At 61.4% G+C, this 23,570-nt stretch carries 20 protein-coding genes; 13 read left to right on the forward strand and 7 right to left on the reverse strand.

Annotated features, from left to right (window positions below):
- Positions 1-136 precede the first annotated feature (136 nt).
- Complete coding sequence (locus ACZ6YA_RS19075; RefSeq protein WP_465898647.1) at positions 137-862, reverse strand: tellurite resistance TerB family protein; 726 nt, start codon at positions 860-862, stop codon at positions 137-139.
- A gap of 200 nt (positions 863-1,062) precedes the next feature.
- Between ACZ6YA_RS19075 and ACZ6YA_RS19080 the strand changes: the two genes are divergently transcribed.
- Positions 1,063-1,572: a ProQ/FinO family protein gene (locus ACZ6YA_RS19080; protein WP_465898648.1), complete on the forward strand. Its 510-nt coding sequence runs from the start codon at positions 1,063-1,065 to the stop codon at positions 1,570-1,572.
- A gap of 6 nt (positions 1,573-1,578) precedes the next feature.
- Here the strand turns inward: ACZ6YA_RS19080 and ACZ6YA_RS19085 are convergent, their stop codons facing one another.
- The 5 genes from ACZ6YA_RS19085 to ACZ6YA_RS19105 form a co-directional block, all read right to left on the reverse strand.
- The gene (locus ACZ6YA_RS19085) at positions 1,579-2,103 is read right to left on the reverse strand and encodes a P-loop NTPase family protein (RefSeq protein ID WP_465898649.1); all 525 of its coding nucleotides are present in this window, start codon (positions 2,101-2,103) and stop codon (positions 1,579-1,581) included.
- Between the two features lie 73 nt (positions 2,104-2,176).
- Complete coding sequence (locus tag ACZ6YA_RS19090) at positions 2,177-4,078, reverse strand: potassium transporter Kup (RefSeq protein ID WP_465898650.1); 1,902 nt, start codon at positions 4,076-4,078, stop codon at positions 2,177-2,179.
- Positions 4,079-4,225: 147 nt separating this feature from the next.
- Entirely contained in the window at positions 4,226-5,545 is a 1,320-nt protein-coding gene (locus ACZ6YA_RS19095; RefSeq protein ID WP_465898651.1) for a c-type cytochrome, read from the reverse strand.
- Positions 5,546-5,556: 11 nt separating this feature from the next.
- Positions 5,557-7,326: a GMC family oxidoreductase gene (locus ACZ6YA_RS19100; protein ID WP_465898652.1), complete on the reverse strand. Its 1,770-nt coding sequence runs from the start codon at positions 7,324-7,326 to the stop codon at positions 5,557-5,559.
- Between the two features lie 36 nt (positions 7,327-7,362).
- Entirely contained in the window at positions 7,363-8,082 is a 720-nt protein-coding gene (locus ACZ6YA_RS19105; RefSeq protein ID WP_465898653.1) for a gluconate 2-dehydrogenase subunit 3 family protein, read from the reverse strand.
- Positions 8,083-8,463: 381 nt separating this feature from the next.
- Between ACZ6YA_RS19105 and nikA the strand changes: the two genes are divergently transcribed.
- The 5 genes from nikA to nikE are packed head-to-tail and all read left to right on the forward strand — an operon-like array spanning position 8,464 to position 13,382.
- Complete coding sequence (gene nikA, locus ACZ6YA_RS19110; protein ID WP_465898654.1) at positions 8,464-10,026, forward strand: nickel ABC transporter substrate-binding protein; 1,563 nt, start codon at positions 8,464-8,466, stop codon at positions 10,024-10,026.
- Position 10,027: 1 nt separating this feature from the next.
- On the forward strand, positions 10,028-10,969 hold the full coding sequence (gene nikB / locus ACZ6YA_RS19115; protein WP_465898655.1) for a nickel ABC transporter permease subunit NikB: 942 nt from the start codon (positions 10,028-10,030) through the stop codon (positions 10,967-10,969).
- Positions 10,966-11,811, forward strand: coding sequence for a nickel ABC transporter permease subunit NikC (gene nikC, locus ACZ6YA_RS19120; protein ID WP_465898656.1), 846 nt, complete (start codon positions 10,966-10,968; stop codon positions 11,809-11,811). Before nikB ends, nikC begins: the two co-directional genes overlap by 4 nt.
- The gene (gene nikD / locus ACZ6YA_RS19125; protein WP_465898657.1) at positions 11,812-12,582 is read left to right on the forward strand and encodes a nickel import ATP-binding protein NikD; all 771 of its coding nucleotides are present in this window, start codon (positions 11,812-11,814) and stop codon (positions 12,580-12,582) included.
- Positions 12,579-13,382, forward strand: a complete 804-nt coding sequence (gene nikE / locus ACZ6YA_RS19130; protein ID WP_465898658.1) for a nickel import ATP-binding protein NikE — start codon at positions 12,579-12,581, stop codon at positions 13,380-13,382. Before nikD ends, nikE begins: the two co-directional genes overlap by 4 nt.
- Here the strand turns inward: nikE and ACZ6YA_RS19135 are convergent.
- On the reverse strand, positions 13,372-13,917 hold the full coding sequence (locus tag ACZ6YA_RS19135; protein WP_465898659.1) for an MFS transporter: 546 nt from the start codon (positions 13,915-13,917) through the stop codon (positions 13,372-13,374). The two genes, nikE and ACZ6YA_RS19135, sit on opposite strands and share 11 nt — an antisense overlap.
- 494 nt (positions 13,918-14,411) lie before the next feature.
- Between ACZ6YA_RS19135 and ACZ6YA_RS19140 the strand changes: the two genes are divergently transcribed.
- From ACZ6YA_RS19140 to ACZ6YA_RS19170, 7 genes are all read left to right on the forward strand, one after another.
- Positions 14,412-14,669 (forward strand): hypothetical protein, encoded by a 258-nt coding sequence (locus tag ACZ6YA_RS19140; protein ID WP_465898660.1) that lies wholly within the window; start codon positions 14,412-14,414, stop codon positions 14,667-14,669.
- Positions 14,669-17,833, forward strand: coding sequence for a T6SS effector BTH_I2691 family protein (locus ACZ6YA_RS19145; protein ID WP_465898661.1), 3,165 nt, complete (start codon positions 14,669-14,671; stop codon positions 17,831-17,833). Before ACZ6YA_RS19140 ends, ACZ6YA_RS19145 begins: the two co-directional genes overlap by 1 nt.
- 227 nt (positions 17,834-18,060) lie before the next feature.
- Positions 18,061-18,651 carry a DUF6708 domain-containing protein gene (locus ACZ6YA_RS19150; protein WP_465898798.1) on the forward strand — a complete coding sequence of 197 codons (591 nt, stop codon included), beginning with the start codon at positions 18,061-18,063 and terminating at the stop codon, positions 18,649-18,651.
- 256 nt (positions 18,652-18,907) lie between these two features.
- Positions 18,908-20,317 (forward strand): amino acid permease, encoded by a 1,410-nt coding sequence (locus ACZ6YA_RS19155; RefSeq protein WP_465898662.1) that lies wholly within the window; start codon positions 18,908-18,910, stop codon positions 20,315-20,317.
- Between the two features lie 122 nt (positions 20,318-20,439).
- Positions 20,440-20,976, forward strand: a complete 537-nt coding sequence (locus ACZ6YA_RS19160) for a 2,4'-dihydroxyacetophenone dioxygenase family protein (RefSeq protein WP_465898663.1) — start codon at positions 20,440-20,442, stop codon at positions 20,974-20,976.
- Between the two features lie 78 nt (positions 20,977-21,054).
- Positions 21,055-21,960 (forward strand): LysR family transcriptional regulator, encoded by a 906-nt coding sequence (locus ACZ6YA_RS19165; protein WP_465898664.1) that lies wholly within the window; start codon positions 21,055-21,057, stop codon positions 21,958-21,960.
- Positions 21,961-21,992: 32 nt separating this feature from the next.
- Complete coding sequence (locus tag ACZ6YA_RS19170) at positions 21,993-23,264, forward strand: aspartate aminotransferase family protein (RefSeq protein WP_465898665.1); 1,272 nt, start codon at positions 21,993-21,995, stop codon at positions 23,262-23,264.
- Positions 23,265-23,570 lie beyond the last annotated feature (306 nt).

The following is a 23,570-nucleotide window of genomic DNA, read 5'->3' on the forward strand; positions in this document are numbered from 1 at the left end:
GATGGCACGGGCTTCGCCCGTGTTCGCGGGACAAGCCCGCTCCCACAGGGATCGCGCAGCTTTCTAAGTTTTGTGGAAGACAGTTGCTCCCACACTGTTCACTGCCGACAACAACGGACCAGGCATCGCAGTCCGGTCATGCGGCGCCTTTTGCCTGCTGTTCCAATTGCACCTGCAAGGCTGGATCAAGTTGCAGCGCGCCGGCCAGTTCGTCAAGGTAGGCCCGCTCAGCGTGATGCTGATCATCCACCAGCATCACGCTGGCCAGGTACATTTCCGCAGCCATGGCCGGGTCCCGAGCGGACAGAGCCACTTCTGCAGCATCGAGTGGCTTGCTGACTTCTTCATCCAGCCATTGCTGCAATTGCGGGTCGCTGGTTTGGCGTTTGATTTCGGCGTAGATCAACTGCTCTTCCTGCTCGTCGATGCGACCGTCAGCCTTGGCGGCGGCAATCAGCGCGCGCAGAATGGCATGGCTGTGGTCCTCGGCCTCGGGGCCGGACAATTGATCGACGGTACGCACCGCCTGCTGCGGGGCTGCGGCCTGGCTGCGCTGCCAGCTTTGATAGGCCTGGAAGGCCATCATGCCCAGCGATGCCAGTGCCGCGTAGTTGGTGCCACCCGTGGAGCGCCCTTGGCCGTAGCCGCCCGCGCTGCCACCACCAGCGCCGCCCAACAGGCCGCCCAATAAACCACCCAGCCCTCCAGCGCCAGCCGCTGAACTGCCGCCACCCAGCAGCCCACCAAGCAAGCCACCCAAACCGCCCATGCTGTCTTGCGCTGACAGGCCGCCACGTCCTTGTTGTGCTCGCGAGCCTTGCCCGGCTCGCAGTAACTGTTCGAGCAGATCACTGGTGTTCATTGGCGCCGCCCTCGATTGGTAGTCGTTGCCCAGACAAGCAACGATAGCCCTGTCACGATGATTCGACACGACCGTCTGGCCGACGGAAGCCAGCCGGCGTGTTCACGAAAATTAGCGGCGATTCGTCCTTTTTTCTGCTGCCGAACGCTATATGGCTTATCCTTGCCCACGCGAACAACTTCAAAGCAGTGAAATGAACGATGGGTTTTGAACAACTAGCTGAACTACGCGACCGCCTGCGGGCTGAAAAAGAGCAGACCAAGGCCGAGAGCGCACCGCCCCGCAAGCGCAAGCCCTCTGCGCCTGCGAAGCCTCGCGAGGTCGATCCAGCAGTGGCAGCGATCTGGCCATTGCAGAAGCATTTTCCGTTGGCCTTCCCGGTCAACCCGGCGCCCAAGGTGCCGCTCAAAGAGGGCATTTTCAAGGATGCCGAGCAACACCTCGAACTGCTCGGCATCACTCGCGAACAGCTCAAGCTCGGCATCTCTACCTGGTGTCGCGGAAACCGCTACTGGGCAAGCATGGTGGAAGATGCGCCACGGCTGGACCTGACCGGTCAACCAGCGGGCATGGTGACCGCCGCCCAGGCACTGCACGCCAAGCAGCAGGCTTCGCGGCAACGTAGCCAGGACCGACGCAATCGTGCGAAGTCTAAACCGCCTGTAACGGCCCCCGCCGCCGATACAGCCGTTGAGCAGGCTACGGACTGATTCGAGTCACGCTCTGCAAAGGTTGATACCCGCGAGAAAATCGCGGGTATCCCGATCAGAGCGCAGGCAGACCACCCGACAGCTTGCTGGGGCTGTTGCCACGAACTGTTTCATCTTCGCGCGTGTGGTCTTTTTAGTCCGCCACATGAACCTGAAAAACTCAGGCAGATTGCTCAACAGTTCTGGGCAGTCCTCTGGCAAGTCTGGCCGGGTGCGGCCTCGGTTGAGCAGCGTTCTGAGGAACACACGCCAGAAGCGAAGCGTTGCCGACCGATCGATCCATATCAGCAGGTCAGCGCGGGCAATCCGGTTGTCCCAGGTGGCTGAATGCCCTCCTTCGAAAATCCAGCGATCACCGGCCTCGACCTGGCTACACAAGCGGGTTTTCTCGTCCCAGCTCCGCTCGACCCAACCCGGCTGCCAATGAATCGTATCGATATGAACGACCGGCAAGCCCGTGCACTTGCCAAGCTTGCGCGCCAGGGTGCTCTTGCCAGAACCAGGCTGGCCAACAATCATCACCCGTTGCATTGAGACTCCTTCTCGCTGTGCATGCTGATGTGGGCGCGCGATTCTACGGCAACGCCCAGCTCAGTCAACACCCTTACATCTCCACTTGCGTGCCCAGTTCGATTACCCGGTTGAGCGGAAGTTTGAAGTACTTCAGGTTGCTGTTGGCATTCTTGAGCAAGAATGCGAACAGGTGCTCGCGCCACTTCGCCATGCCGATGCGCGTGGTGGGTACCACGGTTTCCCGGCTGAGGAAATAGGTGGTGCGCATCGGGCTGAAGTCCAGGTCGGTGCGCTGACACAGGGCCAGGGCTAACGGTACGTCCGGCTCTTCGATAAAGCCAAAATGCAGGCTGACGCGGAAGAACCCGTGGCCAAACGCTTCGACCTCGATACGTTGCCCGGCACTGACGCGCGGCGCATCCTCGGATACCACGGTCAGCAGCACCACCTGCTCGTGCAGGACCTGATTGTGCAGCAGGTTGTGCAGCAACGCATGGGGCACGGCATCGCTGCGCGCGGTGAGGAACACTGCCGTGCCTTGCACCCGGTGCGGCGGTTGTGCCTGAACACTGCTGATGAACAAAGGTAACGGCAACGCGGTTTCATCCAGACGCTCGACGATGATTTTCCGCCCGCGCTTCCAGGTGGTCATGGTGATGAACAGCAACACCCCGGCAATTACCGGGAACGCGCCACCGTCGATGATCTTCGGCGCGTTAGCCGCGAAGTACAGGCTGTCCACCAGCAGGAAGCCCAGCAGCATGGGAATGGCCAGCCAGCGCGGGGTTTTCCACGCCAACAGCACCACCGCCGAAGACAGCAAGGTGGTGATCAGCATCGTGCCGGTGACCGCCACGCCATAGGCGGCGGCCAGCGCGCTGGAAGACTCGAAACCGATCACCAGCAACACCACGCCGACCATCAGCGCCCAATTCACCGTCCCGACATAGATCTGCCCCTGCTCCTCGCTGGAGGTGTGCTGGATGAACATGCGCGGCACGTAGCCCAGCTGGATGGCCTGGCGGGTCAAGGAAAAGGCGCCGGAAATCACCGCCTGCGAGGCGATGATGGTGGCCAGGGTCGACAATGCGACCATCGGCAGCAAGGCCCAGCTCGGCGCCAGCAGGTAAAACGGGTTGCGTACCGCCTCGGGGTTGCCGAGGATCAATGCACCTTGGCCGAAGTAGTTCAGCACCAGCCCAGGCAAAACCAGCATGAACCAGGCGCGGGCAATCGGTTTGCGGCCAAAATGGCCCATGTCGGCGTACAGCGCTTCCGCACCGGTCAGGGCCAACACCACAGCCCCGAGGATCGCCACGCCGATGCCTGGGTGGACGATGAAGAACTGCACCGCCCAGGCTGGGTTGAGTGCCTGCAGCACCTCCGGGCGCTGCACGATGCCATGGCCCCCCAGTGCCCCGAGGACCACGAACCACACCACCATCACCGGCCCGAACAAAATGCCGATGCGCGCGGTGCCGTGCTTCTGGATCAGGAACAGCCCGACCAGTACGACCACCGCCACGGGCACTACCCAGTGGTCGATCCCGTTGAACGCCAGTTGCAGGCCTTCTACGGCCGACAGCACCGAAATCGCCGGGGTAATCATGCTGTCGCCGTAAAACAGCGCAGCGCCGAACAGCCCAAGCAGCACCAGCACACGGCTCATGCGCGGAAACGGTGCCGCCGCGCGGCGCGCCAGCGCGGTCAACGCCATGATCCCGCCCTCGCCCTGGTTGTCGGCCCGTAGCACGAACAGCACGTACTTGATGGACACCACCCAGATCAGCGACCAGAAGATCAGCGACAGGATACCCAACACACCATCATGACTGGGCTGCACACCGTAGTGGCCGGAAAACACTTCCTTCAATGTGTAAAGGGGGCTGGTGCCGATGTCCCCGTAGACCACGCCCACGGCGGCGATCAGCAGGCCGATACCTGAGCGGGTGGCGGGGTTGGATTGATTAGCGGCGGTTGCTGTTGCACTCACGGATAATTTCTCTGCACGGTTGACGCTGCCCGGCGGCGGGAAAAAGTGCCGCCAGTATCGTTTCGAGCAACGCAGTGCGCCGTAAAAAGTCCGTAAAAAATCCAATAGAAAAGGCGCCTGAGCGCCTTTCCATTTAGCTATTAAGGCTCAATGAGCAAGCGACGTGCGCACCGCCCGGACCTGCTGGGCAGTTACCGCACCGGCATGGTTCGACCAGCCTTGGCGCAAGAAGGTGGCCAGCTCGGCAACCTCGGCGTCATCCATGCGCTCGGCAAAGCCAGGCATCGGCAACACCGACGGCGCACGCTCGGTCGAAGGCGTCTGCGCGCCGGCCAGGATCACATGGATCAACGCCGTCGCATTGTCCGCATTGACCACCGAGGCACCATCCAGCCGTGGGAACACCTGTGCCGCACCTTCGCCAGAGACGAAGTGGCAGGCTCCGCAGTTGTCCACGTACAGCCGCTCACCCAAGGTAAGGTTTTTCGCTGAGGTCAACTTGGCGGTAGTACCTTCGCTGGGCTGCGGCTGCTGCGAATCGACAGCTGCCTTGGCCCCGTCCAGTGACTTGAGGTAAGCCGCCATGGCCAACAGGTCGGCGTCGCTCATGTGCGACGTGCTGTTGGCAATCACGTCCTTCATCTCGCCGGCCACCGAGGCTACGCTGTTGCGCCCGCTGCCCAGGTAATCGACGATCTGCGCCTCGGTCCAGTGCGGCATGCCACGTAGCGCCGGCACCGCCCAGCCATTGAGGTCGGTGCCGGTCAGGTAACCTGCGGCACGTTCGTCCAGGCCCTGTTCCTGCAAGGTCAGCGCCCGCGGGGTGTGGCACGAGCCACAGTGGCCCAGGCCCTGCACCAGGTAGGCACCGCGCTGTAGCGCAGTTGGCGAGGCTGCAGCCACTGCAGCATCATCTGGCAGCGGCGAGAACAGGGCTCGCCAGTAAGCCAGCGGCATGCGGATCGACAGCGGCCAGGGGATGTCGTTGGCCTTGTTCGCTTGCTCGACCGGCGCCACGCCCTGCATGAAATACGCGTACAGCGCCTGCGTATCTTCATCGCTGACCTTGGCATAGGACGGGAACGGCATCGCCGGGTACAACGCGCTGCCGTCGTGGCCGATGCCACGGCGCACGGCACGTTCGAACTCGCCGTACGTCCAGTTGCCGATACCCGTCTTTTTGTCCGGGGTGATATTGGTCGAATAGATGGTGCCGATCGGCGAGGCGATACCCAAGCCGCCGGCAAACGGCTTACCGCCATCATGGCTGGTGTGGCAGGCCACGCAGTCACCGGCGCGCGCAAGGTAGGCGCCCTTCTCGATCAGCGCCGGGGTCACGGCTTGGGTCAGCTTGGCCTCCGGGTCGCCCGAGCGGTTCAGCATGCCGGCGACGATCCACGCTAAAGCGGCAGCGACTACGGCCACCGCGACCAGGATCAGTGCGACGGAACGGGACTTGGCTTTCATCTTCTCGCTCCTCATGCCTGCACCAGCGGGCCAGGGTTCTTCAGGTACTGATCCTTGATGGCCTGGGCCGAGAACAGGGTCAATGCGCCGATCAACGCTGTCGGGTTGGCCTGGAAATTCTGCGGGAAGGCATTACCGCCCGGGACGAACACGTTGTGCACGTCCCAGCTCTGCAGGTAGCGGTTGAGCGCGCTGGTTTCCGGCGAGTCGCCCATGATTGCGCCGCCAACGTTGTGGGTGGAGACGTACTTGGTGATGTCCCAGTGCGAATCCATGCCCAGGAAGCTTTCGCTGTAGCTGTCCGGGCCGAGCTCCTTGGTGATGTCCAGCACGATCTTGCGCAGGTGCTGCTGCAGGCGCAGTTCGTTCTGCTTCCAGTCGAAGGTGATGCGCAGCAGCGGCTGGCCCCATGGGTCTTTGTAGGTGGGGTCGAGGTCGACGTAGTGGTCGCGATACGACATGCAGCCGGTGGAAATGCTGATCTTCATCGAATGGCCGTACCAGTCCTGCATCCCCTCCTTCCAGCCCTGCCCCCATTCCGGCGTGCCGCCCGGCAGCGCGGTGCCAATCGGCGTACCGGTGGCCTGCGAGCTGTGGATCTTGGCGCCACCGATGAAGCCAAGCGCCGGGCCGTCGACGTTGCCGGGCGACACGTCGTTGAACATCTGCCCGGTTGCGCCGGCGGTAGCGAACGGATTGAAGTGCTTGTCCTTGAAGAACAGCGTGGCGCCGCCGTTGCTGAGGAACGCATAGTTGCGCCCGACGGTACCCTTGCCGCTGACCGGATCATAGGGCTTGCCGATGCCCGACAGCAGCATCAGCCGCACGTTGACGAACTGGAACGCGGCGAGCACGACGATCTTGGCCGGCTGGAACACTTCGTTGCCTTGGGCGTCGGCATAGGTGATGCCCTTGGCGGTCTTGCCGTCGGGGTGCAACTCGACGCGCAGCACGTTGGCATTGACCCGATAATCGAAGTTGTCCATGCGCTTGAGCGCGTCCATCACCGCGGTCTGCGGCGAGGCCTTGGAGTAGTTCAGGCACGGGTATTTGCTGCAGTAGCCGCAGTAGTTGCACGGCGCGATCTGGTTACCGTAGGGGTTCTTCCAGGCCCGCGAGACATTGGCCGACGGGTTGGGGAATGGGTGGTAGCCGAGCTTGCGCGCGGCGTCGGCGAACATCTTGTTGTTCAGCGTGTCTTCCAGCGCCGGCAGCGGGAACGGGTTGGAGCGCGGGCCTTCGAACGGGTCGCCGCCGACCAGGATCTGGCCATTGAGGTTGCCGGTGTTGCCCGACAAGCCGCAAATCTTGTCGAACTTGTCCAGGTACGGCTCGATTTCATTCCAGGTGAACGGGTAATCCTGGATCTGCATGTCGCTTTGTAAAATGCCCGGCGCGTAGGCCTGGTCGGCATAGGTCTTGAGCTTGATGTCGGTGGGCGTCGGGCGAATCAGTACGCCTGTCCAGTGCAAGCCCGAGCCGCCGACACCGGTGCCCGGCACGAACGCGCCCCACTGCCGGGTCGGCAAGGCAGTGCTGTTGAGGTTGTGCCGCACGCTGAGCGCGCCGTCCTTGGGCGTGACCATGATCTTGTTGCGCACCCCGTAGGCGTACTGGTCAGCGGGCTTGGGGTAGGCGAAATCGGCGTTGTTGCGGTCTTCACCGCGCTCGAAGGCGCGCACCTTGAGGCCCGCCTGGGCCAGTTCGATGCTCATCAGCGAGCCGGCCCAACCCAGGCCGACGACGGCGACGTCGACTTCGTCATTGGTAATCTGTGCCATATAAAACCTTGAATGCTGTATCGCGAAGCGAAGGGATCAACCGCGCTGGCCGGTCAGGCTGACCGGGCCGAGGGGGTAAGGGACGTTGTGCTGGGCTACCCATTCCAGGTAACTGGCGCGGGCGCCGGGGAAGCCGATGGCAATCCACGCCTTCATGCCCTTGTTGCCGCCGTAGATGGGGTCGGCCAGCCAGCCCTGGCGTGTGTGGTTGAGCAATTCGCCAAAGAACAGCTTGGCCTTGAGCGCGCTTTCGCCATGGGCGGCGAAGTCCACTTGGCCGGCTTGCAGCTTCTTCAATACGTCGTCGCGCTTGCCCAGTTCGAGCAGCGCGAAGTGCTGGCCGTGGGTGGCCAGGCACCAGCTTTCCAGCGCGGCGATGCTTTTGCGGTAGATCTGCTGCGGGGTATAGGGCAACTGGTAGCCCATGGTCGCCGGTGCTTCGAGGTCGAACGGCCCTTCCAGATAAATCTCGTTGCCCAGGTCACCGGCCAGTTGCTGGTCGATGAAGATCGGCACATTGGTTTCCAACGCGCCAGGGCCACGGCCGTCGGCGGGGATCAGGCGATCGCAGGCGGCCAGGATGAAGGTCCATTCGGCGGGGGTGAAAAAGCTCGGGGTATAGCTTTCAAGGCTGGGCGCCGCCATCTCGGCGGCCATCGCGGCGCTGAGGCCATTGACGGCGATGCCCATGGCGGGCAAGGCGATCAGCGAAGAAAGCAGGAACTTCCTTCGCGACGTTTGCTTGGCTAACAACATTCAGGTCCACCTATGACTAATCACTAAGACCCGTGAGTGGGCGCCTTCCGCACGCATTGCTTGCGCGCGTCGAAGGTGCCGGATCGTTGATTTTCTGGTATCGCGTCAAGCTCGACGGGAATCAACTGATCATTTACATGAATGACATCGTACATCACGGGCGAAAAATGATAGCAGGCTACCTAATGCGTTACAAAATATTATTACGCGGTTTGTCAATGTCACGATTGTCGCAGCGTGTATCTGCCTAGGTGTTTCCTCAAACGTCCGTAATAGACAATGCGCGTGTCGCATTTTGTTACTTCCGGCATGATGATTTTACATAGACATCACCCCCACCTCTCTCTAGCCTACGGCCTCCGCTGAAATGGAGGACCCTTTGTGAGGCAGCAACCCGGTAAACGAAAACTCGCCCTGTCGGGGCTCTTGCTGCTGGCTGCAAGCGCCTTTGTGCACGCCGATACTGCCCCAACGCTGGTGTACTCCTGGCCAGTCAATGCCGGCCCACTCGACCCTCGCGGCTACGCACCTAACCAGATGTACGCCCAGGCGATGGTGTATGAGCCGCTGGTGCGCTACAGCGCATCCGGCACTGTCGAGCCCTGGCTGGCCACGGCCTGGCAGGTGTCCGACGATGGCAAGACTTACACCTTCACCCTGCGCGACGGGGTACGTTTCAGTGACGGCACGCCGTTCGACGCTGCGTCGGCCAAAGCCAACCTGGATGCGGTCCTGGCCAACAGCCAACGCCACCGCTGGATGGAACTGGTCACCACCCTCGACCATGTTGAAGCCCCGGATCGACGGACCCTGCGCCTGGTGCTCAAACATCCCTACTACCCGACCCTGATGGAGCTGGCCCAGGTGCGCCCGCTACGCTTCGCCTCGCCGCAGGCCAAGCCGGGTGAGCCTGCCGGTACCGGGCCGTGGATGCGCGTCGACTCACGCCTGGGCGAATACGACCGCTTTGCCCGCAACCCTTTGTATTGGGGCCCCAAGCCTGCGTATGGCGAAGTGCTGGTCAAGGTCATCCCGGACCCCAACAGCCGCGCCTTGGCCCTGCAGGCCGGTGAACTGGAGCTGATCCAGGGCGCGGCGGGCGAGATTACCGCCGGCACCTTCGTGCGCCTGCGCGACCAAGGCTTCGCCACCGCCCTGTCGGCGCCGCTGGCCACGCGTACCCTGGCCATGAACACCGGGCGCGGCGCCACCCGCGACCTCGCGGTGCGCCAGGCGATCAACCAGGCGGTGAACAAGCAGGCGATCATCGACAAGATCCTCTACGGCCTCGAGCCCCGTGCCGACACGCTGTTCGCCCCCAACATGCCCTATGCCGACCTGGGCTTGAAGCCCTACGCCTATGATCCTGCCCTCGCCGCCCGCGAACTGGACGCCGCCGGCTGGCGCCTGGCACCGGGCGCGACGGTGCGCAGCAAAGGCGACGAGCGACTGGCGATCGAGCTGGTGTTCCTTGGCACCAGTGCGCTGCAGAAGAGCCTGGCCGAAGTCCTCCAAGGCGAGCTGGCCAAAGTCGGCATGCACATCGAACTGCGCGCCGTGGAAGAAGGTGCGCTGGTGCGCCGCCAGCGCGAAGGCGACTTCGGCATGATCTTCGCCGACACCTGGGGCGCACCTTACGACCCGCATTCCTTCGTCAGCTCCATGCGCTACGCCGGGCATGCCGACTACATGGCCCAGCGTGGCCTGGCGATCAAGGATGAACTCGACCAGCGCATCGGCCAGGTGCTGGCCAGCACCGACGCGGGACAACGTGCAGAGCAGTACCGTTTCATCCTCACCACGTTGCATGAGCAGGCGGTCTACTTGCCCATTTCCTACCTCACCGCCATCAGCGTGCGCCGTGATTCGGTGGCCCACGTGCAGTTCGGCAGCACGCTGTTCGACGTGCCATTCGAACGCATGACGCCGAAACAGGAGCGCTGACATGCTGCGCTACATCCTCTTGCGGCTGGTGCTGCTGGTGCCGGTGATGCTCGGCGTGTCGCTGCTGGTATTCGTGCTGCTGCACCTGGGCAGCACCGACCCGGCGCTGGACTACCTGCGCCTGTCGCACATTCCCCCGACCGACGCGGCCATCGCCGAAGTGCGCCATGCCCTGGGCCTTGACCGCCCGCTGTACGCGCAGTACCTGAGCTGGCTGTGGAAGGCGCTGCAACTGGACTTCGGCACGTCTTACCTGACCGGCCGCCCGGTACTCGACGACCTGCTCTACTACCTCCCCGCCACCTTGCAACTGGGCGGGCTGGCCCTGGCTTGCACGCTGCTGCTGTCGATCCCGCTGGGGCTGGTGGCGGCGCGCTGGCAAGGGCGCTGGCCTGATCACGCGGTGCGCGCAGTGACCTTCCTCGGTGTGTCCATGCCCAACTTCTGGCTGGCGTTTCTGCTGATCGCACTGTTCTCGCTGTGGCTCGGCTGGCTGCCACCGCTGGGGCGTGGAGGGGCCGCGCACCTGGTGATGCCGGTGCTGGCGATTGCGCTGATGTCGATGTCGATCAATGCCCGCCTGTTGCGGGCCAGCTTGCTGGAAGCCAGCGGCCAGCGCCATGTCACCTATGCCCGCGCGCGCGGCCTGCCGGAGCGCCGGGTCTGGAGTAGCCATGTGCTGCGCAATGCCTGGCTGCCCTTCGTCACCGCCACCGGCATGCACATCGGCGAACTGATTGGTGGCGCTCTGGTGATCGAAACCATCTTCGCCTGGCCCGGTGTCGGGCGCTTTGCCGTCTCGGCGGTGCTCAACCGCGACTTCCCGGTGATGCAGTGCTTCACCCTGCTGCTGACCGGCTTGCTGATGGTCTGCAACCTGGTGGTGGACGTGTGCTATGCCTGGCTCGACCCGCGCAGCCGGCTTGAGGGGGCCAGCGCATGAGTGTCCTGACCCTGCTGCGCCGCCCTGCCCTGGCCGGCCGCACCAACCTGATGGTCGGCCTGGTGCTGGTGAGCCTGCTGGCCGTGCTGGCCCTGTTCGGCCAATGGCTCGCCCCGCATGACCCAGACCTTGTAGACCTTGGCCAGCGCCTGCTACCACCCGACAGCAGCCACTGGCTGGGCACCGACCACCTCGGCCGCGACCTGCTGTCTCGGTTGATGGTCGGCACAAGGCTGTCGCTGGGTAGCGTGATGCTGACCTTGGCCCTGGTGCTGTGCCTCGGCCTGCTGGTGGGCGGGGTGTCCGGTTTCGTCGGCGGCAAGGTCGATATGCTGCTGATGCGCCTGTGCGACATGTTCATGACCTTCCCCACCCTGGTGCTGGCATTCTTCTTCGTCACCCTGCTGGGCACGGGCCTGAGCAATGTGATCATCGCCATCGCCCTGTCGCACTGGGCCTGGTACGCGCGCATGGTGCGCGGCATGGTCATCGCCCAGCGCGGTCGTGAGTACGTGCTGGCGTCGCGCCTGGCCGGGGCCTCGCGCTGGGCGCGCCTGCGCCAGCACGTGCTGCCGAACATCGCCGGCCCGTTGCTGGTGCTGGCGACCATGGACATCGGGCACATGATGCTGCATGTCTCCGGCCTGTCCTTTCTCGGCCTCGGCGTTACCCCGCCCACCGCCGAATGGGGGGTGATGATCAACGATGCCAAGGAATTCATCTGGACCCACCCGCAACTGCTGCTGTTGCCCGGGTTGATGATCTTTTTCTCGGTGATGGCCTTCAACCTGCTGGGCGATGCGTTGCGCGACCGCCTGGACCCTTCCCAGGAGGTACGCTGAGTGAAGCATTCGACGCTGGAGCTTCAGGGTTTGCGGATCGAAGGGCGGGCTGGAGTACTGGTCGATGAAGTCGATCTGCAACTGCGCCGCGGTGAAGTCTGTGCCCTCGTCGGCAGCAGCGGCTCGGGCAAATCGCTCAGTTGCCTGGGCCTGCTCGACCTGCTGCCAGCAGGGCTGGCCCGCACGCAGGGCCAGTTGCTGCTGGACGGCCAGCCGCTACCCGCCGCCGACGTTCGAGGCCGCGTGGCCAGCCTGGTGCTGCAAAACCCGCGCAGCGCATTCAACCCAGTGCGCGACATGGCCAGCCACGCCCAGGAAACCCTGAAACTGCGCGGCATCGTCGGCGCCGCTGCCCGCGCGCGCATGGCGCAATGCCTGGAGGCCGTGGGCCTGGATGACCGCGAGCGAGTGCTGCAGGCCTTCGCGTTCCAGCTGAGCGGCGGCATGCTACAGCGCATGATGATCGCCTTGGCGCTGATGGCCGAGACCCCATTCCTGCTGGCAGACGAGCCCACCAGCGACCTCGACGCCTTGAGCCAGGCGCGCTTTCTCGACCTGCTGATGGACCTGGTTCAGCAGCATGGGCTCGGCGTGTTGCTGGTCACCCACGATATGGGCGTGGTGGCCCGCTGCGCGGACCACGTGGTGGTGATGGACGCAGGCCGCATCGTCGAGCGGCAGACGGTTCATGGGCTGTTCGCCCGGCCGGCCAGCGTTACCGCCCGCACCTTGCTTGAAGCCCATCAGATCCTCACCGGGAGCCAACCATGAGCCTGCTGCACGTCGATCAACTTGGCCACGGATACCGCACGGGAGGATTGCTGAGCAGACGCGGCTGGTTGCAGGTGCTCGATGGCATCCAACTTGAGCTGCAGGCCGGTGAATCCGTCGGGCTGCTGGGCAGCAGCGGCAGCGGCAAAAGCACGCTTGCTCGATTGCTGCTGGGGCTGGAAAAGCCCACACACGGCCAGGTGACCTTTGCCGGCCAGGATGTCAGCCGCCTGCGCGGCGCCCAGACTCAGGACTTTCAGCGCACCGTGCAGCTGGTGTTTCAGGATGCGCCTGGTGCGTTCAATCCGCAGCGCAGCATTGGCTGGAGCATTGCCGAGCCGCTGCGCCATCTGAGTGACCTCGACAGCACCACCCGTCAGCAACGGGTACTGACACTGCTGCAACAGCTGGGCCTACGTGAAGAGCATGCCCAGCGCCTGCCTCACCAGCTCAGTGGCGGGCAGTTGCAACGCGCCAACATCGCCCGCGCGCTGGCGATTTCGCCCAAGCTTGTTGTGCTCGATGAAGCGTTGTCGAACCTCGACCGGGTGCTGCAGTTGCAGCTGTTGCAGTTGTTGCAAGCGCTTCGCCAGCAACACGGCACCGCCTTCGTACTGATCACCCACGACCTGAGCCTGGTGCGCTATTTCTGCCAGCGAGTGGTGTTGCTGGACGCTGGGCGGATTGTCGAGGATCGCCCGGTGGACGGTAGCCTGTTGTTCGATCAGGGCGTTGGGAGGCAGATGCAATCAGCGGTTCTGCCTCGCACACCTCGGGCCGCTGAAGCGTCTATTTATTAATCGCACACGCTAAGCGTACCGGTTTCCTCAAATAAAAAAGCAGCCCACCGCCCACCACGCTGACACCAATGAATAGCGATGCCAAGACCATTGGCAATCCATTTTCAATCGACGCAATCAACGTGCTGACTATGCCTCCCAAAGTAAAAAGCAGAGTATTGTTGACTGACACCGCTGCACCTGCACGCTCAGCATGATTACTCAATGCACAGGTGGTAGCAGAGGGACGGATTATCGTTACTCCGATTGTACTGAGCTTCACCGGCACCATCAGACTGAAGATAGACAAGTCCTCAATGGAAGACCACAGAAGCATTGTAAGTCCCGCAAGGCCAACCAAAGCCAGCCCGTAGCCAATCTGAGAGCAGGGATGCAGCATGGTGTTCAACTTTCCCGCGATCAGCCCACCGACTACATACGCCACCCCATAGCCGACAAATACAACTGCAAAAAGGTATTCACTCAAGCCCAGCCTGCCGATCAACAGCAGAGGTGATACGACCACAAATGCGAAGTGGCAAGTAAAAGCCAACACTGAAAGTGTGCAACACGCCAGGAGCTCTGATCAACTGCCAGTGCCTTGAAGTTTTTAGCTATGGCGCCCCGCTTATAGTGCCAGCGGCCTGGTCGCGCTTGGACGCCCAAGACCCTACTGGATCACTTGACGCGCTGCCACTCTCCCTCTAGAAACTCGGAAAGCACCAATCTCAGAACTGCGCATGAAAATTCAACCCCGAGAGACTAGCGCACACAAAACACCCAATACAAATAAATATTAAGTCACACTTTCGCTCTCGACCAAACACCCCTCTGCCGCGCATGGTTTTTAGAGAAAACAGACATCCACAACATACGCAAGGCAATGTAGGAACCTTCTTACAGAAATAACGAATCATTCATCAACTGGCGGGAAATATCCTACCAGCTAATAAAGCAAATATTTTCCCCAGGGAAATTTCCTACAAAAAATAAACCATCGAATGTTAGGCCCAACCTTTTTGTTCGAGCACAACACTTCCGAGAGCCTAGATGCATAACCAATTTGACCTGTACACCTTTCAACCCCTGGTCGGTGGGACCGAGTTCGAGGCGGTGTCGTTCACGCTCACGGAAGAGCTCTGTAAAGGATTCGCACCGAATTTGGAACCGCCGATGCATCCCACCATCCTGCGCGACGTGGCAGACGCGGCCGCAGGCAAACAGCGCCTGGCCGCCAGGTTCGCCACCTACAACGACGCTGCATGGCAGCAAATCGTCGCCGCCCTGCCACCCGCAAGGAGCTACTGATGAGCATCAGCCAAACCATCAGCATCGTCACCCAGGAAGAGGTCCCCAACCCCTACGGCACCTGCAATGCCTGCGAGCGCTCCTGCCTGCCCATCCTGTTGTTGCGCGAGGCTTACGCGCCGCATCCGCAGGAAACCAAGTCCTACCGTGTCTCGCACGACAGCGAGATCACCTATGTACAGATGCGCACCAATCAGCTGCGAATTCTGCGACAGGGCTATGTCTATGTGCTGTTAGACAAAGAGATCTGGAACGCCTATCAAGTGACCCCCGAGGGCGCCCTGCGCCGGTTCCCGGTTTCACAGATGCCATTGGCAGCGGGCAGACCATTGGCGGAAGCCTGCCGAACCCAGCATCACGATGTTGTCGCGTCCTTCATCAACATCAATACCCAACTGTTCAGCAAAGCCTGGCTCGCCTTCGCCAACGACCCCTGGTCACGCGATGTGCTTGACCGCTACCAGCAGGGCATCATCAACGGCGAGGCCAACAGCACCGAACGCTTCATCGAGCTCGATCTTGGCACAGCACGCAACGACCCCGGCAGCGTTGGCATTGCCATGACGGAGACCGAGTTGGGGTTGGGCGATGTGCTGGAATATGCAACGGTCCACACCGGCAAATTTACCAGCGCCCACGGTTTCTACCCGCGCATGAGTCGCTTGTTGGCCACCCGCAACCATGTGCGCACCGTCATTCAGCAGGAAGCCTTGGACAACGGGGTACTGGCGCTGACCCTGCCCGACCCCGTCGGCTTGGTCACGGAAGCCAACGCACAGCGCACGGGCTTGGTCCGGGCCATGCAGGAGTGGCGCGCAGAACCGCAGCGCCATTTCGAATACTTCACGTCCAAGGCGTTACTGGGCATTCGCGAACTGAACCAGGCCAGGGCCGCTGCCCAGGCCCTGGAAGATACCGAGCAACATGCCAAGGACATCGAGCGCTGGAACGACAGCCCGATCAGCGCCAAGGTCTACATGCCTCCTGTAGATATAGAAGTGCAAGGCCAACGCGCCATCGAGCGCAAGCGCATCGAAGCGCGGGAACGCCTGGAGGAACGGTACGACGAAGCTGCACGCGCTGCCTTCCAGCACGCCTACGACAGCGAGCTTGACCACTGGCAATCGATGATTGATCAGGTTGGCGCCCACTACACCCATTTCTACGCACAGCGCGCCTTTCAACGCATCGGCTATTTCGACTACAGCGCCACCCATCGGCTGTCGGCTGAATACTTCATCAGCATGATATCTGCCTGCCTCGCCGGCGGCCCTACCGAAGCGCCTCCTGCAGAAGATTCGCCACTCGGTGCCACGCAAGAGCTGTGGCAGCAACTGCTTGAAGACCCAAAGAGTCTCTTGTATCAGGCGTTGGTCGCAAAGCATCAGGATCTATTGTCGCAACTTGGAAAGGCCTTCATTGGCGACGACGCCTCCAAACTGCATGACACGATCAAAGGGATCCTGACCAGTCAGGAAGGTGAAAGGTTGATGATCAAGCCGATGCAGGATGCGATCGGCCAGCTCCTTGCCGCCACCGCCAGCGCGGGTAATGCTTTAGGACTGCATATCTCCGGTGAAACCAAGAAGCTGATTGGGCACGTCCACAGTTCTGCGTTTCTGTTATTCGCCGGCCAATCGGTCACCCAGATCAAGGTCACGTTGACCCTCGGCGAATACCTGAGCGTGCTCAACGAGGCTTTGCAGGAGCGTACCGACGCGTACTTGAGCCAGCTGGATGAACAGTTCCGCAAGCCCGCGGGGCGGAAGATACGGGCGATGGTCCTCAGTGGCGCCATTCATATCGCCTCCGCTGGCAACCGGAAGCAGCTGGTAGAGGTGATGGTCTGGACGCTGGAGAGTGCGGAAAACCTGCAGGTGCGTTTGAAGAATTTGCGCGAAAGTGCTGCAGGTGGTGTGGGCGAGCTGCTGCGTGAAGTTTCGATCGGCGAAGGGGCATTTCGAAACAGCGCAGTGCGCGCGATGGAGAGCGTCAAGCTGACCGCCGATGCGGCTCAGCAGTTGGCAAGTGACGCGTTTCGTGGGTTGCGGGGTGCCGCTTCCAACACAAGTGGGCCCGGTTTGTTATTGGCCCTGGGGAGCATCTGGCTTCACCAGGACAGCTTGCGAACAAATTATGAAACGCTAGCGGACAACCCGCATATCCGTGCGGAACTTCTCGCAGCAATCGGATCATCATCATTGGGAGCGCTGGGGGCAGGTATTGAATCGGCAGGATTTGCAATTGAAATTCTAGCACCCAAGGCGGCCGCATCTGGAGTAGGCACCACCGTCACATTAGCCACAAGGATCGTTAGATATGGCGGGGCAGTTGCAGCGCTTGCCAACATTGCAGACGCCAAACTATTCATCCACGCAGCCATTAGAACGAATAAACAAGGTGATGACTCTTCTGGCCAACTCTATGCGTTCGCAAGCCTCACTGCTGTGGCAGCTGGCTATGTTGGGTTCAAGGCTGCAATAGCAGGCAGCTTTCTTTTGGGACCTCTTGGGTTCGCGATACTCCTTGGATTGGGCGCATACGCTTTCGCCATCGCTGCAAAACGTCAAGAGTCAGACCATCTAGAGATTTGGGCTAGAAAAAGCCGGTGGGGCAAATCGCTTGAGCAGCAATACTGGAATAAAGCGAAGGACTTGGATGCTGCAATAGGCGCCCTAAATGCGGCAACCATTGGAATCCATGCCGAAATTTCGATCCAGATTGAATTTGACCGCTTAACCAATCCGGCTCCCATTCCTATGCAGGAGCCAGTAATGACCGATGGTTTCTCCATACCTGCCACCTCTAAACTGACATATTCATTCCATCTGCCTCGATTCAGCGAAAAGCACTCCTATTATCAATGGCAAATCACCATCTATCAAGGTGGGGAAAACGGATCAATTACCCTATCAGCAGATAGCAATTCAAATCAATTTGAGCCACTTACAAGCACCACAGAAGCCTTCATCAACCTAGAAACATCTGAGCTGGCACGTAAATTCAACACAGAGACTGAATCCCTTAACGTCAGTGGATCTCTTAAACTACCAAACAACCATAAAATTCTGACCACCGAGCTATCAGTAAGTTACTGGCCAGACAAAAGCGACGCATCCGGCTGCGCGAAACTCAAAATAAAAGAAGATAAACTTTTCCAATAAACGAGCCGACTATGACACGACCTTTACTTTGCCCCCCATGCCCCGGATGGAAGGAAGATCTAGCTTCACCACACGAAAAACAATATATTGAAAAAACGCTTGGAAACATAACACCTAACCAACTAGATCAAACCTACCTAGAAATACCGAGGAAGACTATAAGTGCACGAAATTTTTTCTTCGCGATGACCATCGGAATGTCAGCACTTCTACTCATTATTCCTAATATGATTATATCAAGCATCTTGAGACAGGACTACGGAATTGCATTATCAGGATTTCCTGTATTTATCTGCTATATATGGTGCACCAGCTTTGGCTTTAAAATTAGCATTCGACCACCGCGAGATGAACCCATCCGTCTCAACAGGGCCAGACAAAAAATCTACGCCTACAACTTTTCCCATCGTTGGTGGAATCCATTTGAAAAATGGAGAACAGTTCCGGTTGCCTACGACTGGTCCCAAGTAAGAGCCGAGCGTTGGTCACAGGGGGGAGCGCTGCCTAACGGCGGAATGATATTCAAAAGTGGAGTAGTGCTTTCAATTATCCGACCTGGCACTAATGAGGTAATTGATCGCTTCCAACTTACAACCATGGGGGCGAATGAGTATGCCTGGGCTTACATCTGCACGTACATGCAAGAAGGCCCCTCTGCACTCCCACCTCCCGGTGAGCCCAAGGATCACAACGATCTACTTTGGTGCCAGTTCGCCTCACGCTTGGCGCCTAAAGTAGTGTGGCCTACCGAAATGGACATTGAATCAAGGTCTGCCCCCGCATCGAAACAACCTCATTCGTCTTCCGACTGCAGATAAACAATGCCTAACCGCCACATTCACCAGATATAAAGACGCTGCATGGCAGCATGTCGTTGCCGCACTGCCATCAGCAAGAAGCTATTGCCCCCCCCTGCTGATCATGCCCTCACTCGCCCACCTGTGAACACTCATCACACCCGCTATGCCGCCCCAACGGCTAATCCCCCGCCACCACGCCCCGTAAGCTACCCCAGCAAGGCCGCACAACAAGCGGCCCATGACAACAACAAGCGTGCAACCGAGGTGCAAGCCGATGCGTGGCGATCAAGACAAGACAAACAACAAGCTGGGGACTGGCTTGAAAGGCAGGCAGGTCACGATGATCTCGATCGGCGGCGTCATTGGCGCCGGGCTGTTCGTTGGGTCCAGCAATGCCATTGCTGCGGCAGGGCCGGCGGTACTGGTGGCCTATGTGATCGCGGCGGTGATCGTGGTGCTGGTGATGCAGATGCTCGGCGAAATGGCCACGGCGCGGCCGGACACGGGCTCGTTCTCTTCGTACGCCGACCAGGCCATCGGGCGCTGGGCAGGGTTTTCCATCGGCTGGCTGTACTGGTGGTTCTATGTGCTGGTGATAGCCATCGAGGCCATCGTCGCCGGCAACATCCTCGGGGACTGGCTGGGCTTGCCGCATTGGCTCACCGCCTTCGCCATGACGCTAGTGCTGATCGCCTGCAACAGCCTCAGTGTCGGCTCGTTCGGCACGCTGGAGTACTGGCTGTCGTTGTTCAAGGTGGTGTCGATCGTCAGCTTCATCGGGCTCGGGGTGCTGGCGATCTGTGGGCTGATGCCCGGCTCGTCCACCAGCGGAATTGCCAACCTGTACGCCAACGGCGGTTTCGCGCCCAACGGCAACGTGGCCATCGTCGCCGCGCTGCTGACAGCAATGTTCAGCTTCCAGGGCAGCGAGGTGGTGACCATCGCTGCCGCCGAATCGCGTGATCCCAAAGCCAATATCAAGAAGGCCATCCGCGCCGTGGTGTGGCGCCTGGGCCTGTTCTACCTCGGCTCGATGTTCGTGGTGGTGTGCTTGATCCCGTGGAATGCACCGGGGCTGGCGCAGGGCTCCTATCAGGCGGTACTTAGCGCGATGAACATCCCCTGGGCGCCGGGCATCATGAGCATCGTGGTGCTGGTGGCGGTCACCAGCTGCCTGAATTCGGCCATCTACACCGCTTCGCGCATGGCCTATTCACTGGCACGTCGGGGCGATGCGCCCGAAGCGGTGTCACGCACGACTGCTCAAGGTGTGCCGTTGCTGGCCGTCGCCCTCACTTCGGCCGCTGCGCTCGCGGCACTGGCCGCCAACTACCTGCTGCCGGCCCAGGTGTTCCAGTTCCTGCTGGCCACCAGCGGCGCGCTGGCCCTGCTGATGTACCTGGTGATCGCCATTACCCAGCTGTGCATGCGCCGCAAGCTGGTGGCGCTGGGCAAGCAGCTGGAAGTGCGCATGTGGCTGTTCCCGTGGCTGACGCTGTTCACCATCGCCCTGATCGTCAGCGTGTTCGCGATCATGGCGGCGTTCCCCGGGCAACGGGCCGAGCTGCTCAGCACCCTGGGGCTGACAGCGGTGCTGGTAGCCATCGGTACTTACCTGCAGAAGAGCCAACCCGCGCTGTCGGCCCAGCGCAGCGCGCTGCAGTTCGAAGCTAGCACACCGTGACCAGCCGTCACAGCGACTGTGCCGAGCACCCCCTTTTTCACCCTGCTGCTCAGCCCTAACCTGGCTGCAACCCCGGCCTAGAGCAGGCCGGGCACTCCAAGAAAACAACTGTGGAAGCCCTCATGAGCATTGCCCCCAAACCTGACGAACTGGCCATCCCCTACCAACTGCCGCAAGTGCCGTTCATGTCCCCCGACATGGTCCACCCCGGCGTCCTCGGCAAGTGGCTCGAAGACGACCAGCTGTGGGTGCCGGTCACCGCTTCGGTGTCGTTCAAACCGCTGCTGCTGAGCGTGTCCGGTGGTTACTACATCAACCTGCTGCGGGTGCGCCAGAGCGGTGTGCTGTCGCGCCATCGCCATACCGGCGGCGTGCATGCGCTGGTGCTCAAGGGCCGCTGGTATTACCTGGAACATGACTGGATCGCCGAGGAAGGATCGTTCGCCTTCGAGCCGCCAGGCGAAACCCACACCCTGTTCGTACCCGAAGACGTCGAAGAGATGATCACCTGGTTTCACGTGCAGGGCGGCTATACCTATGTCGATCCGCAAGGAGTGGCCGTGGGTTACGAGGATGTGTTCACCAAACTGGAGACCGCCCGCGCCCACTACAAATCGCTGGGTTTGCCCGACGACTACATCGAGCAGTTCATTCGCTGATCTACCGATCTAAACCCATCCCGGGTTGCCACCCCCACGCGGCGCTGCCAGCATTCTGCTGATTACCGGAGGCAGAACATGGACAACTACTCACAACTGCTGGCCTTCCTGGGCGCCGCCGAACACGGCAACTTTTCCGCGGCGGCGCGTGCCTGCGGCATGACCCCGTCGGCCATCAGCAAGCTGATTTCGCGCCTGGAGGACCGCCTGCAGGTGCGTCTGTTTCAGCGCGGCACACGCAGCCTGACGCTGACCGAGGAAGGCGCCGCTTACCTGGTCAGCGCCCGCGCGGTGAGCAACGCCATGGCCGAAGCCGACTCGCTGGCCGAGGCCTTCCCCACCCGCGTCAGCGGCACCCTGCGGGTGCACACCATGACCACCTTCGCCAAGCACCAGATTATCCCCTGGCTGCCGGAATTCCTCAGCGCCTACCCGGCCCTAACCGTGGATATCCAGGTCGGCGCGCAATTCAGCGACCAGTTCGACCAGGGCCTGGATGTGGCCATCCACAGCGGCGTGCTGCCCGACTCCTCGCGCATAGCCCGCAAGATCGGACAGAGCCGCTGGGTCATCTGCGCGTCGCCCGCCTATCTGGCCGCGCACGGCACGCCTGAACACCCTGGGCAGCTATTGCAGCACAGCTGCTTTTCCTTCGGCTTCAGCAGCGCGTGGAACACCTGGGCCTTCGTGGTCGATGGCCAGGTGGTGACCGTGCCGGTGATGCCCAAGGCCACCTTCGCCCAGGGCGACTTGCTGCGCGACCTGGCGCTGGGCGGCGCCGGCATCGTTCGCCTGGCCGAGTTCCATATCGGCCAGGACATCCAGGAAGGCCGCCTGGTGCCCCTGCTGCAAACCTATGCGCAGGACAGCGTCGAACCGATCTACATGATCTACACCAACCGCAAACACCTCAGCCCACGCATCCGTGTGTTCCGCGACTTCCTCGAACAGAAGCTCGCCAGCAGCCCATGGAACACCCGCTGAGGCCTGCACCGCATAACAAGACAGAGGTACACATGCGCAATCTAATAGGCGATGTTTCCAGCGCCGCCCGCATCCTCCCGGCACTCGACGGCCAGGCCCTGTTCATCCGCAACGGCAAGGGCCCCTACCTGTGGGACGACCAAGGCCGCTGCTACATCGACACCGCGCTAGGCTTCGGCGCTGTACTGCTCGGCCATGCCAATGCCGACGTCAATGCCCAGGTGGCTGAGGCCCTGGCCGACTCCGCCTCGCCGTCCTGGGCCCACGTGCGCGAGCACGCCGCCGCCAGTGCGCTGGCGGCGCATACCGGCGCGCTCAGCCGGGTGATCTTCACCAACTCCGGCAGCGAGGCCGTGCACCTGGCCTGCCGCGCCGCGCGCGCGTATACCGGACGCGGGCGCATCGCCAAGATGGCGGCCGGTTTCGATGGCTGGTTCGACGATGTCAGCTTCGGCAACGTGGGCTCGCCCGAAGCCGCGTTCGCCAATGGCGAGCGCCCCACCACCGCGCGCACCACGTTGCTGCGCTTCAACGACTTTGACGACGTCGAGCGCCTGTTCGGTGAAGACCCAGACATCGCCGCCGTGATCCTCGAACCGATGCTCGCCAATGCCGGCTGCATCATGCCCGCGCCGGGCTACCTGCAGCACGTGCAGGCCGTGGCCCATCGTCATGGCGCCTTGGTCATAAGCGACGAGGTGCTGATGGGCTTTCGCCTGCATGCCGGGCTGGCCAGCCTAGAGGCCGGCCTTGACCCGGACATCGCCAGCGTCGGCAAGGCTATCGGCAACGGCGTACCGGTGTCGGCCATCGTCGGCAAGCCGCACATCCTGGAAGGTTTCGAGCAAGGCAAGGTATTGCGCGGTGGCACCTTCAGTGGCAACCCACTGGCCTGCGCAGCGGTGCTCGGTACGCTGGAGCAACTGGACCAGGCCGATTACCGCCAATTGATCGAACGCGGCGAGCACCTGCGCCAGGCCGTGCAGGAAATTTTCCAGGCGCAAGGCATCACCGTCAGTACCAGCGGCTACGGCAACGTATTCGCTATCTGGCCCTCCGAGCGTGCGCCGTCCACTTATGAAGAAGCCGCGGCCTTCGGCGATGCCGCCTTCAGCCAGGCGCTGCATCTGGCACTGCGTGCCGAAGGGCTGCTGGTGATGCCGTCGCCGTACGGGCGGATCTATCTGTCGTTGGAGCACAGCGATGATATCGTCGAACAGATGAAGCAGGCGTTCGAAGCGGCGGCGGTTCGGCTGGCTGCGCGTTTTGCCTTACCCGGGTATCAGCCCCAAAAAAGCATATAGATCTTGCCCATGACAAGAAGCGCGGCCAGTACCAGCATCGACGTGCTGACCAGGCTTTTTTGGGCGGGGGGCCGTCTGGGAATTCGTCCATACGCGTCGGCGGGAGTAGGCCGGCGCGTTGCAAGCGCAGCTCGATCAGGCGCTGCCGCATGGCGCGGTGACGTTTGCTGTTCAGCACCAGCAAGCCCAGCAAGGACAGGGTGAGGATCGCCATCTGCATTGCGCCGGCATGGCGGGTGCCGAACAAGCTGATCGCCGTGAGTGCGGGGAGTACCAGACTCGGTAACAGTAGCCATAGCCCCCAGC

The sequence above is a fragment of the Pseudomonas sp. NPDC090752 genome, from assembly GCF_055584805.1.